Below are 14,561 nucleotides of genomic sequence, written 5' to 3' on the forward strand. Positions count from 1 at the left end.
ACGTAAAGAAGCGAGTGTTATTCGCTTCTTTTTTTATGTTTTAATCAAGATAAAAAGGGAACAGGAACAGTATTCTAAAACTACAATTGGAGGGATAATGATGAAAGCAGTAACGTTTCAAGGAACGAAAGATATGCAAGTGAAAAATGTTAAAGATCCTGAAATTCAGAAAAAAGATGATATTATTGTAAAAATAACGGCAACAGCTATTTGCGGAACAGATTTGCATATCTATCAAGGTGCATTACCGACAACCAAAAACACGGTCATTGGACACGAACCGATGGGAATTGTAGAAGAAGTGGGACCGGACGTTACTAAAGTGAAAAAAGGCGATCGCATTGTCCTACCGTTCAATATCAGTTGTGGTAAATGTTTTTACTGTAGCAACGAAATGGAAAGCCAGTGTGATAACTCAAACGGCAATCCCCATTTTGATACCGGTGCCTATTTTGGTCTGACAGAACGTTATGGTGATTATTCAGGTGGTCAAGCGGAGTATTTGCGCGTGCCTTATGGAAATTTTACACCCCTGTTGATTCCTGAATCCTCGGAGTTAGAAGATGAATCGTTGCTGTTTTTATCAGACGTCTTACCGACTGCCTGGTGGAGTGTAGAACATGCAGGCGTAAAAAAAGGCGATACCGTAGTTGTTCTAGGTTGTGGTCCTATTGGGCTCATGACTCAGAAATTTGCTTGGATGCAAGGCGCCAGTCGCGTTATTGCAGTAGATGAAATTCCTTACCGAATGGAACTCGCTAAAAAAATAAACAATGTGGAGATTGTCGATTTCAGTAAGCACGACAACACGGGTGCGTTGATTCATGAAATCACGCAAGGTGGAGCACGTGTTGTGATTGACTGTGTTGGAATGGATGGCAAAAAATCGCCAGCAGAAGCCGCACAGCAAAAATTGATGCTGCAGGGCGGAACACTTAGTGCCATTGACATCGCAAAAGATGCAGTAAGCAAATTTGGAACGATTCAATTGACAGGGGTTTACGGATTGACTTATAATCAGTTCCCGCTTGGAAATATGTTTGAGCGCAATGTCACATTGAAAATGGGACAGGCTCCAGTAATTCACTTAATGCCAATGCTTTATCAAAAAATTGAAAACGGAGAATTTGATCCCCGTGAAATTATTTCACATATATTGCCTTTAGAAAGTGCTAGCGATGCTTATCAAATTTTTAATGACCATCAGGACAATTGTACAAAAGTCGTGTTGAAACCATAGTTGATAATGTGCATACGAAAGTATTGACTAAATGCCTCGATTCTTCGGGGCGTTTAGTTTTTTGTCTATCTGCGTTATGATGAATACAGAAATCAACTGCGAGAGGAGCAAACTATGTGACGCAAGTAGGAGAAACCAGACGTGAGCTCGCCTTGGATTGTTTTCTGCTAGCAGGCAGAATTATGATGGAAAGTGGAGCAGAAACCTATCGAGTTGAAGATACGATGATCCGAATGGCTGGTTCACAAAACATGGTAAATTCTCACTGTTTCGTGACGCCAGCAGGTATCATGTTTTCTCCAAGTGAAGAATTGGCTACGCGATTTGTGCGTATTAACAACCGCAGTACAGATTTAGAGAGAGTTGCCCTTGTCAACTCTGTTTCGCGAAAGTTAGTAGCTGGAGAATTTACATTGCAACAAGCTTATGACGAACTGATGACCATTGACCAAACCAATTATCGATTTCATATATGGGTGCAAACTTTGGCAGCTTCTATAACAAGTGCTTGTTTTTTAATTTTATTGGGAGGTAGTTGGATTGATCTTCCTTTTGCGTTTGTGTTTGGAGGCACCGGTTTTATTATTGTAGAAACCATTCTTGAAGAAACTCGTGTGAAGATATTCGCGGAATTTATCGGAGCTTTCATCGTCGGAATTTTAGCCTCTATCGCGGTATATAGCGGATTTGCGACCGATTTGGACACATTGATTATTGGCTCACTTATGCCGCTTGTTCCTGGATTGCTCATCACCAATGCGGTTCGGGATTTGATGGCAGGACATTTCGTATCGGGATTGTCTAAAGGAGCAGAGGCGTTTTTAACAGCGTTTGCCATTGGCGCAGGAATCGCGGTAGTTTTATCATTTTAAGGAGGAGATCGCATGAACTGGCCATTAGAAGCATTTCTCAGTTTTTTGGCTGCCGGCGCGTTCGGCGTCATCTTCAATACGCCACGTAGAACGCTGGTCAGCTGTGGACTGGTCGGCATGAGTGGCTGGCTCATTTACCGCACATTTTTCCTGGCCTTTGGAGACTCGGTGCAGGCATCTTTTGCCGGTGCATTTGTTGTCTCTATTGTAGCGCATTTGCTGGCTAAAAAATTCCGTATGCCGATGATTATTTTTAGTATCGCCGGAATTATTCCATTAGTACCGGGGAGCAAGGCGTATAATGCGATGCGGAATATTGTTGAACATAATTATCTAGAAGCCATCTCATTTGCTTCTGAAGCATTGATGGTTTCGGGTGCTGTTGCAATGGGCCTGGTCTTTGCAGAAGTAATGATGCAACTGTTTTTCAAGCGGCAGGCAAAAAGAATACAAAGAAAAATGGGCCTGACACAAGAATAATTCTTGTTTGTCAGACCCATTTTTAAGTTGTTAAAACGCCTGTTTTTATATTTCGAGCAGTCTTTACGACTTTTGTTTCGAGCGCGTGCGCTTTTCTTTATTGTCTAGCGCAAGCGCCCAGATTCTAGGGTCATAAGTCAATGCGGCAGTGCGGCTGAAAACATGCCGCTTCGCCACATCGCCTTATGCCCGTCGAATCTACATGGGCGCGTGCGCTTTTCTTTTCACCCCAGCCATTTTTCTAGTTCGGTAGCGTTCATTGGGTGCCCGATGATGTAACCTTGTAGGCTGTCGCAGCCCATCGCGCGCAGGAGTTCGAATTGTTCGTTGGTTTCAACGCCTTCAGCAGTTACTTGGAAATCAAGTGATTTGCCGAACTGAATCATACCGTTGATTAATTTTTGGATTTTTTCTTGTTTGGTGATGGACTGAATAATCATTTGGTCTATCTTTATTGAAGATATTGGCAACATGAGCATATAGCGGAACGAAGCATAGCCAGTTCCAAAGTCATCTAATGCAAAGCTTATGCCTTCTTGATGGAGGCTCTTCATCTGTGTCATGATTGACCGTTCTGCTTCTGCTTCTAGCGCAAATTTTTCAGTGATTTCAATCATCAACGAACTTGCTTGACAATCATTAATCTTTAATTGCTCAAGCAGCATCTTCGCCATATCTTTGTCTCTGAATTCGTGAATTGAGGAGTTAATGCTAATTTGCAAATCGATGCCTTTTGATTTCCAGTCTTTTAATTGTCGGCATACCGTTTCAACGACGAAACTTCCAATTTCATTGATTAACCCATTTTCTTCGGCAATCGGTATTAGCTCATCGGGAGTAATCACGCCGATTTCTGAATCGGTCCAACGTACCAATGCCTCTACTCTTTCGACTTTGCCGTTTTCCAAATTGACTTGTGGCTGATACAAAAGCTGCAAATCTTTACGATCTAATGCGTATATTAATCGTTTTTCAATATGTGCTTTTCGGCTCAAGCGCTCATGATCGTCGGATGTCAATGCAGAAATTGCGCTGCCTCCACGATCTTTCACTTTCTTGATGGTCGCATAAGAAGCTTTGATTAGATGCATAAAATTTTGCTGATCTTCCGGATATTTTGTAATGGCTCCACTGACTGTGAGTGGCATGGCTGTTCCACCTAAGTAGATGGGGTGCTGTTGCAAATAATGGAGAAATCCTTCAATAAACCAATTGCTTAATGGCGTTACTAAAGCAAATTCATGTAAACCAGCGCGTGTAATAATAGAATCGGAAAAATACATGCGTAGACGTTTAGTGAATTCAATAAGTAACTCATTTTCAGTAGCTGTGTCCGACACATCACGTAAGGTATAAAAACGGTCAATATCAAGAAAAATAAAGGAGAAATGGCGTCCTTCTTCTATGTATTCATTGACTATCTGCTCAAGACGATGACGATTTTCCAAGCCTGTGACCGGATCGATAAAAGCAATTTCCTCAAGATGCTGTTGAGCTTGTTTAGTGGCTGTAATGTCTTTTTCTAGAAAAATATAATAAGTATCTTCATTAGAAAGTTGCATAGGAATAGCTGTTAGATCTACCCAGTAAAGTTCGCCATCTTTTTTTACTTTTTTTGCTTCGCCGTTCCAAATTTTACCTTCTCGTAAAGTGGTAATAACTGAGTCGACAAAACGGACATCTGTTTCGCTCTCTCCAAACATATGCCATACAGGCTTGCTTAAAATGCGTTTAGGTGTCCATTTACTTAGCTTTAAAAATAATGGATTTGCATAGGTAATTAAAAATTCTTGATCGAAATACAGCATCATGAAAGAATCATCTAAACCATTTCTCAAATGATTTAATTCTTTCGAGGAAGAGTCATCTTTATCTGCTTCATCCATTTCATAGATGGTCATCACAAACTGTTGGTCTTCGAATGTGTAGGATTTAGCTACGACAGTCGTATATGCCTTAATTCCTTCACCTAATTCGATTTCAATATCTTCAAATCTCACCGGTTCCTCGGCATGTAATAACTTATCCCACGAATGCTTGCTTAGAGCTGCCTTCTCAGGATTCATATAAGGAGAGATTTTTCCTGTAACCGCTTCAGATTGTATTTGGAAAACGCGCTCTGCATGCTGGTTACACCACGTAATCAAGCCGTTTTTGTCATTAATGATGATAGGGAAGGGAATATGGTTGAAGACAAGGGTGTCAGTTAGTTTTTTTTGCAGTTCATTCATTCGTTGACGCTCCTTAACCGTAGTTTACTTTCATTATAGAGAAGAAAAGGTCTATCGTCATCCTTTTCCAAATATTCTCTAGTGAGATTTGTAGAATTTTTGCTGTCCTTTCCGCGAAAATCGTGAGAGAATAGGCATAAATCATATGAAAATTGAGGTAAAAAAATGTATAAGAAGTTTTTTGTATTTGTATTCCTACTCTTACTTGTTCCTGTTTCAGTTCAAGCACACACAACTTTATTGTCTTCGACACCTGCTGAAGGCGAGAATATTATGGAAGCTTTAAAAGAAGTACAATTAGTTTTTGGTACAAAAATTGAAGAAGGCAGCACCATGACCATCGAGGGAGAAAGCGGTTCTTTTGAATTTGACCGTATTGTCGTTGGAGATGATTCGTTAGTTGGAACCCTTAATGAAGCATTGCCTAACGGATCTTACCGTATCCTTTGGAATATCATCGGAGAAGATGGTCATCCGATTGAAGGAGAGATTACTTTTGGGGTCTCTATCGAAATTGAAGAAGAAGTGACGCCTGCAGTGGTATCTGAAAAGACAGAAGAGCCAGAAGCAAAAACTACAGCAGCTTCAGAAACAGTAGCGGAAACTCAAACTGAAAGTGACAGCAATCTACTCGTAACAATCTTACTGGTTCTTGCTGCAATTTTAGTGGTTTACGGCATTTATAAATTGCTGTTGAAGAAAAAATGATTTTTTTTACTGGATTTGCTGATGTCTTGTTGTATATTGCTTTTTCCTATCTTGCAGGTTTTGTTGTGTTGCAATTCATACCAGAAGACCGAAAACCGTCGCTGTCTACCTCTAAAGTTTTGTTGCTAATTAGTATTGCAGGAATAGCTTTGCTGTCATTTGTCCCTGTGTTTGAATTGACTGTATTTTTGCAGAGCAGTCAGGGGCTAGTAGAAGCTTATCAAAATGCTATTACTGAGTTTCGAATAGGACAAGGATGGTTAATTACCTTATTGCTTAGTATCATTTTGGCAATAGTAATTTATTTAAATGGCAGCCGTTATATTCAAGCCTTGTATTTGCTTCTACTTATATTAACTGTCGGGTTTTACAGCCACATTTCAACGATTGATCTATGGGTTGGGTTTGCTCTTCATTCAAGTCATATTCTTTTAATGTCGATTTGGACAGGAGTTTTGCTTCACGTAGCGTGGTTTGCAAAAGATGGAGCGAACTGGCGCAAGTTTCTTGTGTGGTTCACGCCACTTGCCTTATTTTGTGTAGCAGGAGTAATTGCCAGCGGAATTATCATTATGTTTTTTTTCGTAGCACCTGCGGATTACACAAATTCTTGGGCCCTGCCGTATGGTCAGTTGCTGTTGCTCAAGCATGTAAGCATCGTACCCGTTTTGCTAGCCGCTCTCATAAATGGTTTTCTTAACAAGAAAAAAGATTTTCAGCCAACCTGGCTAAAGGTCGAGAGCTTACTGTTACTGGTAGTCTTTGTGTTTACAGCTTTTATGAGCAAACAAGCGCCGCCTCATGATGTTAATGATACATTGCGGATTGAAGGAAGCGGCTGGTTTATCGACAAGCTCACAGGTCCGTTTTATATTCCCATTGCTGCCGAGCTCGATGTGACTTTGAACGGCTCTCTACTAATGGGTCTCAGTTTGTTATTACTAGCATTAATGGTTGTCGGCTTTTACCGACAATTAAATACTTGGTTGTCGCTGTTTTTTAGTGTAGGATTTATCAGTTGCTTTTATATAGGATTGATGTTGAATCTGTCGTTTTGAGTAATTACGGGCCAATCTTTCGGGATTGGTTTTTCTATGTGGAGGGATGCGGAGATGGATCGTTTAAAAGGAATTTCAATGATATTGATTGGTGCGATGATGTGGGGAGCAACAGGCCCTTTGATGGAGTGGATAATGAATAATTATGCTATCACGGTGCCGTTTCTTATTACGATACGGCTGTCGGTTGCGGGCTTATTATTGCTATTATTTCTAAAGTTAAAAGGAGTTCATATCACAGCCGTTTTTCGCAATAAATACTGGATCCGACCTTTGCTGATTTTTTCTATTCTTGGAATGCTCGGTGTTCAATATAGTTTTGTTGCGGCCATTGAAGCAAGTAACGCAGTAGTTGCAACGTTAATGCAGTTTCTTGCTCCCGTTTACATTATTGTTTTTGTTTCCATTACTCATAAAAAAATGCCACCTGTTTATCAAATTATCGGGATGCTAGGCACGTTAGCTGGGTTGTTTTTACTGTTAACTAATGGCAAGCCTGACCAACTGATTATTAGCGGAGAAGCTGTTTTTTGGGGGATCTTAGTAGGTCTAGCGTTTACTTTTTATACACTTTATCCTGCGCGTCTTATGCAGGAATGGGGAGTATTAGTTGTTGTCGGTTGGTCAATGCTGTTTGCTGGGATTTTCTTAGGGTTAGTAAATCCAATCTTTTTATCAGATGAATGGCCAATTTTAGCTGAGCCAGCAGTTGCTGTGTCCATACTTGCTATTATTGTTATCGGAACAGCTGCTTTTGTGCTATTCCTCAGCAGCATGCGCTATATTACTGCAGTTGAAACGAGTATTCTTTCGTCACTTGAACCATTGACGGCAATGGTTATTTCAATGTTCTGGTTTGGCCAAGTATTGACGAAGATTCAGTTATTTGGTGCACTGGCAATGCTAGTATTTGTGGCTTGGCTATCGCTTGCTGGAAATCCAAAAAAGGAAAAAAAGCAGGTTGATTTGCCACAAACTATGGAGTAATTCTCCACTATATAGGTTGAACGTATCATTTCCACTCGCTGATATTACGCAAAATAGTTGTATTTTAACTTATTAATAGGATAATTCTTGTCTGGTTTTCTAGTCTGTATTGATTTGAAGAGAACGATGCCTTTTTATAGGCATCGTTTTTCTGGTTTAAAATAGAAATTCCTATTCGATATCAGAAAATTATGGCATACTATTGAGTATAAAGGTTCGAGTTTCGAAACGTTTAGGAGGCATTCACATGAAAACCGTTTTCTCATACGCTAAACCATATAAATTTTACATTGTTATTGCGTTGATTTTAATGCTTCTGGAATTAATAGTTGAATTGATACAGCCACTTGTCATCGCTCGTATCATTGATGAAGGAATTGTTGCGAAAGATCAAGGTGTCATCATTCAATTAGGAATTGTACTGATGGCTTTATCCGTCATCGCTTTTATTTCGGGTATTGTTAACTCGTATTTTGCCGCGCATGCATCACACAGCTTTTCGTTTGATCTCCGACAGGCTCTCTATGGGCGCATTCAATCTTTTTCATTGGCCATGTTCAATAAATTTCCAGCTTCTGGTTTAATCACACGGTTGACCAGTGACATAACGATGGTTCAGCAAGTTCTCTACATGGGATTACGGATTATGCTACGAGCCCCTTTGCTAGTAGTGGGCAGTATGATTATGGCATTTGTCGTTAATCCAAAACTAGCTCTTTATTTAGTCATTGTTTTTCCTATTCTACTAATTTTTCTGTACGTCATGGTTAAAAAAGGCGTTAGCTATTTTGGCTTTGTTCAAAAACGCTTAGACCGTGTTAACCGTATTGTTCAAGAAAACCTGCAAGCAGTGCGGTTGATCAAAGCATATCTACGAGGGAAATATGAATCTAACCGTTTTTCTGAAGTGGCGGGAGCATTAAAAGTTGATACGGTAAAAGCATTCAGGGTTATGGAAATTATTTTGCCGATTTTATTATTTGGCATGAACCTTTCTTTATTGGCGGTTCTATGGTTTGGTGCTTTTGAGATTCGTAGTGGTGGAGCGCAAATTGGTGAATTGGTAGCTATCGTCAACTATGCCATGCGAATGACGGGTGCGTTCTCGATGTTTTCTTTTATCATTATGATTTTTGCACGAGCAAAAGCTTCTTCTGAGCGAATTGAAGAAGTGTTGCTAGCAGAAGATGTTCATGAACAAGATGAAATTGGCGAGGTCAAAGCTATTCGTCGCGGAGAAGTCCGATTTGAGCATGTATCGTTCGCTTATCCTGAAACTGCGCAACCAGTTCTAAAAGACGTTTCTTTCCATTTAAGAGCCAATGAAAAACTGGCAATTATGGGGGCGACAGGATCTGGGAAATCTTCTTTACTGCAACTGCTTCCGCGTTTTTATGACGCGACTGAAGGAACTGTGTCGGTGCACGGCCGGGATGTCACAGAGTGGTCGCTGCGCGCACTGCGCAAAACGATTGGCATTGTGCCACAGCAATCACTGTTATTTACAGGAACAATTTCTAACAATCTCTCATGGGGGAAAGATGAAGTGGCGCAGGATGAACTGGCTGATGCCGCGATTAAAGCTCAGATTCATGAAACCGTCGAGCGTTTCCCCAAAGGATATTTTACACGGGTTGGCCAAAAAGGGGTCAATTTGTCTGGTGGTCAAAAGCAGCGTTTGTCTATAGCGCGTGCTTTGGTACGCAAGCCTTCTATTTTGATTTTAGACGACAGCACGAGTGCACTGGATGTAAAAACCGAAGCTGCATTATGGGCAGAACTGGACCGTGAAAATGCAACGATGCTCATAGTCACTCAAAAAATTCGGACGGCAATGAGAGCAGATTGGATTTTACTACTAGAGGATGGCATCGTGTCAGGTTATGGAACCCATGAACAGCTCATGAGGAGTTCGGAGTTGTATCGTCAAATTACGATGTCCCAACAAGAGGAGGAGGTGGATGAATATGTTTGATGCTATTCGTCGTCCTTTCGGTCATGAACCGATTCTGACAAAAGAAGACTTGAGTAAAAACAAAGAAAAGAAAAATGAACGTGCTGAAAATTGGAAATCGACACTGCTGCGAATTTGGAAGTTAGTGGACGAACAACGAACCTTACTCATTGTAGTGTTGGCGCTCGTTTTTGTCAGCTCATCTCTAGCGTTACTAGGTCCTTATTTAATCGGCTTTATTATTGATCAGTATATTGTCCCGCAAACTTTTGCGGGTATGGGCATTGTGGTGCTATGGTTAATTGTTGTGTATATGGGCCATTCCGCATCTTTGTATTTGCAAAATTTTTGGATGGTGGGAATTGCCCAACAAGTTATTTACCGATTACGAACAAGACTCTTCTCACATCTTCAACGGCTGCCTGTAACTTTTTTTGACAAGCGACAACACGGTGAATTGATGAGTCGGATGACTAATGATATTGAAAATGTTTCTTCGACATTAAATACTTCATTTATCCAAGTGTTTTCAAGTATTTTAACTTTAACGGGTACAGCGATCGTCATGCTAACACTTAGTCCTTTGTTGACGTTATTCACGTTGATTATTATTCCGCTCATGTACATTTCCATTCAATGGATTACGAAACGAACTAGCCGTCTTTATAAAGAGCAACAAAAAGCAATTGGTGAATTAAATGGCATGATTGAGGAAACGATTTCTGGACAAAAAATCATAAAGGCGTTTTCACAAGAACCGCGTGTTATGGAGGATTTCAGAGAAAAAAGTGAACGGCTTCGACACGCTGGATTTTGGGCTTGGACTTATGCTGGATTTATTCCAAAAGTGATGAACTTTCTTAATAACGGAAGCTTTGCTGTAGTAGCTGGTGTAGGAGGAATTCTTGCTTTTAATGGATCCATCTCAATAGGTGTCATCGTTATTTTCACCGAGTATTCACGGCAATTTACGCGGCCGTTAAACGATCTGGCCAACCAGTTTAATACGGTGTTGTCAGCAATAGCAGGGGCTGAGCGTGTTTTCTCGATTATGGATGAGGTAGAAGAAAAAGACGATCAAGTTTTGAATGTGGAGAAAAAATTAGAAGGGCAAGTCGTCTTTGACCAAGTTTCTTTTAAATACGAAGGTTCAGAAGAAGCGTGGACTATTCGCGATGTCAGTTTTACCGTTGGCATTGGTCAAACAGTAGCGCTCGTTGGTGCAACGGGAGCAGGGAAAACGACCGTCATGCAATTGTTAGCACGCTTTTATGATGCCAATAAAGGTGAAATCCGTCTAGATGGCACGCCGATTTCTTTTATGCCTCGCGAAACCTTACGTAAACAAATCGCTTTTGTGTTGCAGGATCCTTTCTTGTTTGAGGCGACGGTCAGCGACAATATCCGCTATGGAAAATTGGACGCGACCGACGAAGAAGTAATAGCCGCCGCAAAAGGTGCCAATGCACACGACTTTATCGCGAACCTGCCGAATGGCTACGATACCATTTTAACTGGAGACGGGTCGATGATTAGTCAAGGACAGAAACAATTGCTGTCAATTGCACGAGCATTGATTGCTGATCCGGTTATTCTATTGCTCGATGAGGCGACGAGCAGTATTGATACCGTTACTGAGCTGAAAATACAAGAAGCACTTGAGCATCTTATGTCGGGCCGAACGAGCTTCGTCATTGCGCACAGATTGAATACCGTTCGAAAAGCTGATTTGGTGCTGGTTATGGAGATGGGAAAACTGGTTGAATCGGGAACACAACAGCAGTTGTTAAATAAAAACGGTATTTATGCCACTATGCTGGCAGATGCGAAGTCATAAAAATGAGTTTCTCCAAGTCAGATTCGCTCTAGTACAGATAGTCTAATTGGAGAAAAAGGTCTGTTCCGGTTAATACGGAACAGGCCTTTTGGTTTAACCGTCTTTATTTGTCCTTTTGAGGCGAATACCGGATTCCGCTACTGTATGATAGGATAAAATACAGGGAGATAGTAAAATTTTTTCTGCAAACCGCTTTAGTGGAATTTAAATTTTTAGGAGGTCGTAAGATGGAATTGTCGTTATCAATCCTTTCATTTCCAGTAGACGAACAAACAGCCAGGGATATGGAGCAGTTGTTGAGCGACTTGCCGACTGAGCATCAAACGGTTCTTCATCCCAACTTGTGGAGAGCTGCTGATTCAAGAGGGTTTGCCGTGATTGCCTACACAGATCAAGAAGAGTTGATTGGCATTGCCGCAGCAGCAGATATGGTCGGGTTGCATCATTATGAATGGTCACTATTTGTTCATCCGGATTACCGAAGACATTCACTTGGAACCGCTCTAGCAGATGGTGTTTCTCATGCCCTGGAACAGCGCCAAGCGGAAAGTAAGCTAGCGGCTTTCGCCGGAGATATGGAAATTTCTGCGTTTATGGAAAGTATCAACTATCACCCAGACTTTAATGAAATAGTGCTTTCTGCTAAGCCATTACGAGATGATAAAGAAACTGAAGGCGTCGAGTTTGTTCCTTATGCAGGTGCAGCGAAAGAATTAATGGAGTTGTTGACCGCGTCATTTGACGATACAATGACACCAATTATGGAGCACAATATGGTAGATCCAGAAAGAGAGATTTGGCTGCTGCAAAAAGACCAGCAGTTAATCGCGACTGCAACGCTTGTGATCGAAGAGAACGCCTTATGGGTAACTGCATTTGCCGTTCATCCGGATCAGCAAGGCCGTGGGTATGGTCAACAGTTTTTAACGTGGTGTCGGCAGTTGGCGTTTCAGCGGGGACTTACGGAAGTGCTGCTAGACGTCGAAACGGATAATGACGCACTATATGTTTACGAAAAATCCGGATTTCAAAGAATACAGACCATTTCTTACTGGAAACACGAAACTGTATAATCAAAAAATCATCCGCATCAGCGAACGATTTTCTGGAGTACGTTGCAACTGACAGTCTACTCAACAAATCAGTTGCTGATTTGTTTGTATTCTTTTTTTATGCCGTCCGGATACGTAACTTCGACTTCAATTTCATCGTCCATCCCTAGATAGTCGACGTTGACATCAAACTCAATAAAGCCGAATGTGTTACCTCCAATATGATTTTGGTCCAAACCACTGTCCGAATGGGGAGGTTGTACGTGATTGTCATTGGTTACAGGGTCAGTTACCTGTTTATCATCTCCACACAGCAAGCAGCCAAACAGAAGATAGCAGTAGAGGCAATGTATTCTTGTTATTAAAAATCATCTGACTTCACCCTTACATTTAGCTTATACTGTGTATATTCCCGGATTTTTAGGGGTTACTCAATTGTTTACAGAAGACCTTACAACTGAGACTAGCAGAGCCTAAGCTGAGAACAAACGGAGTGATTTGAATGAACAATTACGAAAACGGACAAAATATCGCAGCTGCAACCGAAAAGAATATTCGTACAGATTTTAAAGAAAGTATGACCTATGGGGACTACTTGCATTTAGATAAGCTGTTAACAGCACAAGATGGCGTTAGCGGACATCATGATGAAACTTTGTTTATCATCATTCACCAAGTATCAGAACTATGGATGAAGCTAATTTTGCATGAGTTGCAATCAGCTATCGATAACATTACGAAAGACGATTTGCAGCCAGCATTCAAGCAATTGGCAAGGGTATCGCGGATTCAAGCGCAGATTATCCAAGGATGGGACGTCTTGTCTACATTGACCCCTGCTGAATATATGGAGTTTCGTGATGATCTTGGTAACGCCAGTGGATTTCAATCTTATCAATACCGTATGATTGAATTTGCTCTGGGTTATAAAACGAAACACGTATTGAAAATTTATGAAAAAGACGCACCGCTTCACGCACAGCTTGAAAAAGCGTTCAATGCTCCCGGTCTTTACGATGCGGCGATTCAGAAACTGGCAAGAAGTGGATTTGTGATCGATGAAGAAGTATTGCAACGCGATGTCAGTATGGTTTATGAATCTAATGATAGCGTCCGTGAAGCTTGGAAAACGGTTTATCGTGACGTGGATACTTACTGGGAGTTGTATCAATTAGCGGAGAAATTAGTCGATATTGAAGATTGGCTACAGCAATGGCGTTTCCGCCACATGAAGACAGTAGAACGGATTATTGGATTCAAGCAAGGAACTGGAGGTTCATCTGGAGTTAATTACTTGAAAAAAGTATTAGATCAATACTTTTTCCCTGAACTGTGGGAAATACGAACAGATATCTAGGAGGGTTTTTGTGAAAATTTATGCACATAGAGGGTGCTCGGGTAGTTATCCAGAAAATACAGCAGTAGCTTTTCGTGCAGCGGCTGAATTGCCAATCACAGGCGTAGAAATTGATGTTCATTTGACCAAAGATGGTCAAATTGTCGTCATCCACGATGAAAAAGTTAACCGCACGACCAACGGCAAAGGCTACGTAAAAGACTTAACGTTAAAAGAATTAAAAGAGCTTGATTGTGGCTCTTGGTATTCTGAAGAGTGGAGCGATGAAAAAATTCTTACGTTGGACGAAGTGTTCGACATTTTTCAAGAGACCAACCACCGACTGAATATCGAGTTAAAATCGGATGTCTTTCCATATGACGGCTTAGTCGATGGAGTAATTGATTTGGCTGCTAAGCGAGGATTTACGAATCGTGTATTGATTTCTTCTTTTAATCACGAAGACATTCAAACAGTTGTGCAAGGAAAACAAGTGGAAAGTGCTATCCTAACATTTGAAGTAATGGTAGACGTCTATGATTACGCGCGCGTCATTGGGACAAAGCGGATCAATGTTTCCTTGCCATCAGCTTTTAGAAGAATGACTACCGACGCATTGAGAAAAGGCGCGATTGTTTATGTTTATACAGTCAATGACATTAGCTATGCAGAGGAATTACAAAGAATTGGAGTTCATGGCATCTTTACGGATTATCCAGAAAAAATGCTCGCCCATTTTGGGTGAACAACTAAAACTAGCAAGCTGAATAAAATGATATTTATCACAAAAGTGAACGGCAAAAAAG

13 protein-coding genes are annotated in these 14,561 nt (G+C 40.9%); 11 read left to right on the forward strand and 2 right to left on the reverse strand.

Features of this window, described 5'->3' with window-relative positions; all coding sequences use genetic code 11:
* Nucleotides 1–100: 100 nt before the first annotated feature.
* The 3 genes from AUO94_RS11630 (at nt 101) to AUO94_RS11640 (ending at nt 2,592) form a co-directional block, all read left to right on the forward strand.
* A complete protein-coding gene (locus tag AUO94_RS11630; RefSeq protein ID WP_058384368.1) occupies nt 101–1,240 on the forward strand; it encodes a zinc-dependent alcohol dehydrogenase in 1,140 nt (379 codons plus the stop codon).
* A 116-nt stretch (nt 1,241–1,356) separates the two neighbouring features.
* A complete protein-coding gene (locus AUO94_RS11635) occupies nt 1,357–2,112 on the forward strand; it encodes a threonine/serine exporter family protein (protein WP_058384369.1) in 756 nt (251 codons plus the stop codon).
* Between the two features lie 12 nt (nt 2,113–2,124).
* Nucleotides 2,125–2,592, forward strand: coding sequence for a threonine/serine exporter family protein (locus AUO94_RS11640; RefSeq protein ID WP_058384370.1), 468 nt, complete (start codon nt 2,125–2,127; stop codon nt 2,590–2,592).
* A gap of 224 nt (nt 2,593–2,816) precedes the next feature.
* Here AUO94_RS11640 and AUO94_RS11645 read toward each other — a convergent pair whose 3' ends face one another.
* On the reverse strand, nt 2,817–4,823 hold the full coding sequence (locus AUO94_RS11645) for a bifunctional diguanylate cyclase/phosphodiesterase (RefSeq protein WP_058384371.1): 2,007 nt from the start codon (nt 4,821–4,823) through the stop codon (nt 2,817–2,819).
* Nucleotides 4,824–4,988: 165 nt separating this feature from the next.
* Here AUO94_RS11645 and AUO94_RS11650 point away from each other — a divergent pair, with 165 nt between their 5' ends.
* From AUO94_RS11650 to AUO94_RS11675, 6 genes are all read left to right on the forward strand, one after another.
* A complete protein-coding gene (locus tag AUO94_RS11650; RefSeq protein ID WP_058384372.1) occupies nt 4,989–5,531 on the forward strand; it encodes a copper resistance CopC family protein in 543 nt (180 codons plus the stop codon).
* Nucleotides 5,528–6,589, forward strand: a complete 1,062-nt coding sequence (locus AUO94_RS11655; RefSeq protein ID WP_058384373.1) for a copper resistance D family protein — start codon at nt 5,528–5,530, stop codon at nt 6,587–6,589. The genes AUO94_RS11650 and AUO94_RS11655 overlap by 4 nt, the downstream gene beginning before the upstream one ends.
* Before the next feature lie 54 nt (nt 6,590–6,643).
* Nucleotides 6,644–7,576, forward strand: a complete 933-nt coding sequence (locus tag AUO94_RS11660; protein WP_058384374.1) for a DMT family transporter — start codon at nt 6,644–6,646, stop codon at nt 7,574–7,576.
* Nucleotides 7,577–7,823: 247 nt separating this feature from the next.
* Nucleotides 7,824–9,551: an ABC transporter ATP-binding protein gene (locus tag AUO94_RS11665; protein ID WP_058384375.1), complete on the forward strand. Its 1,728-nt coding sequence runs from the start codon at nt 7,824–7,826 to the stop codon at nt 9,549–9,551.
* Nucleotides 9,544–11,367 (forward strand): ABC transporter ATP-binding protein, encoded by a 1,824-nt coding sequence (locus AUO94_RS11670; protein ID WP_149456143.1) that lies wholly within the window; start codon nt 9,544–9,546, stop codon nt 11,365–11,367. Before AUO94_RS11665 ends, AUO94_RS11670 begins: the two co-directional genes overlap by 8 nt.
* A gap of 227 nt (nt 11,368–11,594) precedes the next feature.
* Nucleotides 11,595–12,440: a GNAT family N-acetyltransferase gene (locus AUO94_RS11675; protein ID WP_058384377.1), complete on the forward strand. Its 846-nt coding sequence runs from the start codon at nt 11,595–11,597 to the stop codon at nt 12,438–12,440.
* 68 nt (nt 12,441–12,508) lie between these two features.
* Here AUO94_RS11675 and AUO94_RS17435 read toward each other — a convergent pair whose 3' ends face one another.
* Nucleotides 12,509–12,736 carry a hypothetical protein gene (locus AUO94_RS17435; protein WP_058384378.1) on the reverse strand — a complete coding sequence of 76 codons (228 nt, stop codon included), beginning with the start codon at nt 12,734–12,736 and terminating at the stop codon, nt 12,509–12,511.
* Between the two features lie 185 nt (nt 12,737–12,921).
* Here AUO94_RS17435 and kynA point away from each other — a divergent pair, with 185 nt between their 5' ends.
* Together kynA and AUO94_RS11690 are read left to right on the forward strand one after the other, a co-directional pair.
* The gene (gene kynA / locus AUO94_RS11685) at nt 12,922–13,776 is read left to right on the forward strand and encodes a tryptophan 2,3-dioxygenase (protein WP_058384379.1); all 855 of its coding nucleotides are present in this window, start codon (nt 12,922–12,924) and stop codon (nt 13,774–13,776) included.
* 10 nt (nt 13,777–13,786) lie between these two features.
* Nucleotides 13,787–14,500, forward strand: coding sequence for a glycerophosphodiester phosphodiesterase family protein (locus tag AUO94_RS11690; protein ID WP_058384380.1), 714 nt, complete (start codon nt 13,787–13,789; stop codon nt 14,498–14,500).
* Nucleotides 14,501–14,561: the final 61 nt, after the last annotated feature.

It is taken from the genome of Planococcus kocurii (genome assembly GCF_001465835.2).
Classification (GTDB): domain Bacteria; phylum Bacillota; class Bacilli; order Bacillales_A; family Planococcaceae; genus Planococcus; species Planococcus kocurii.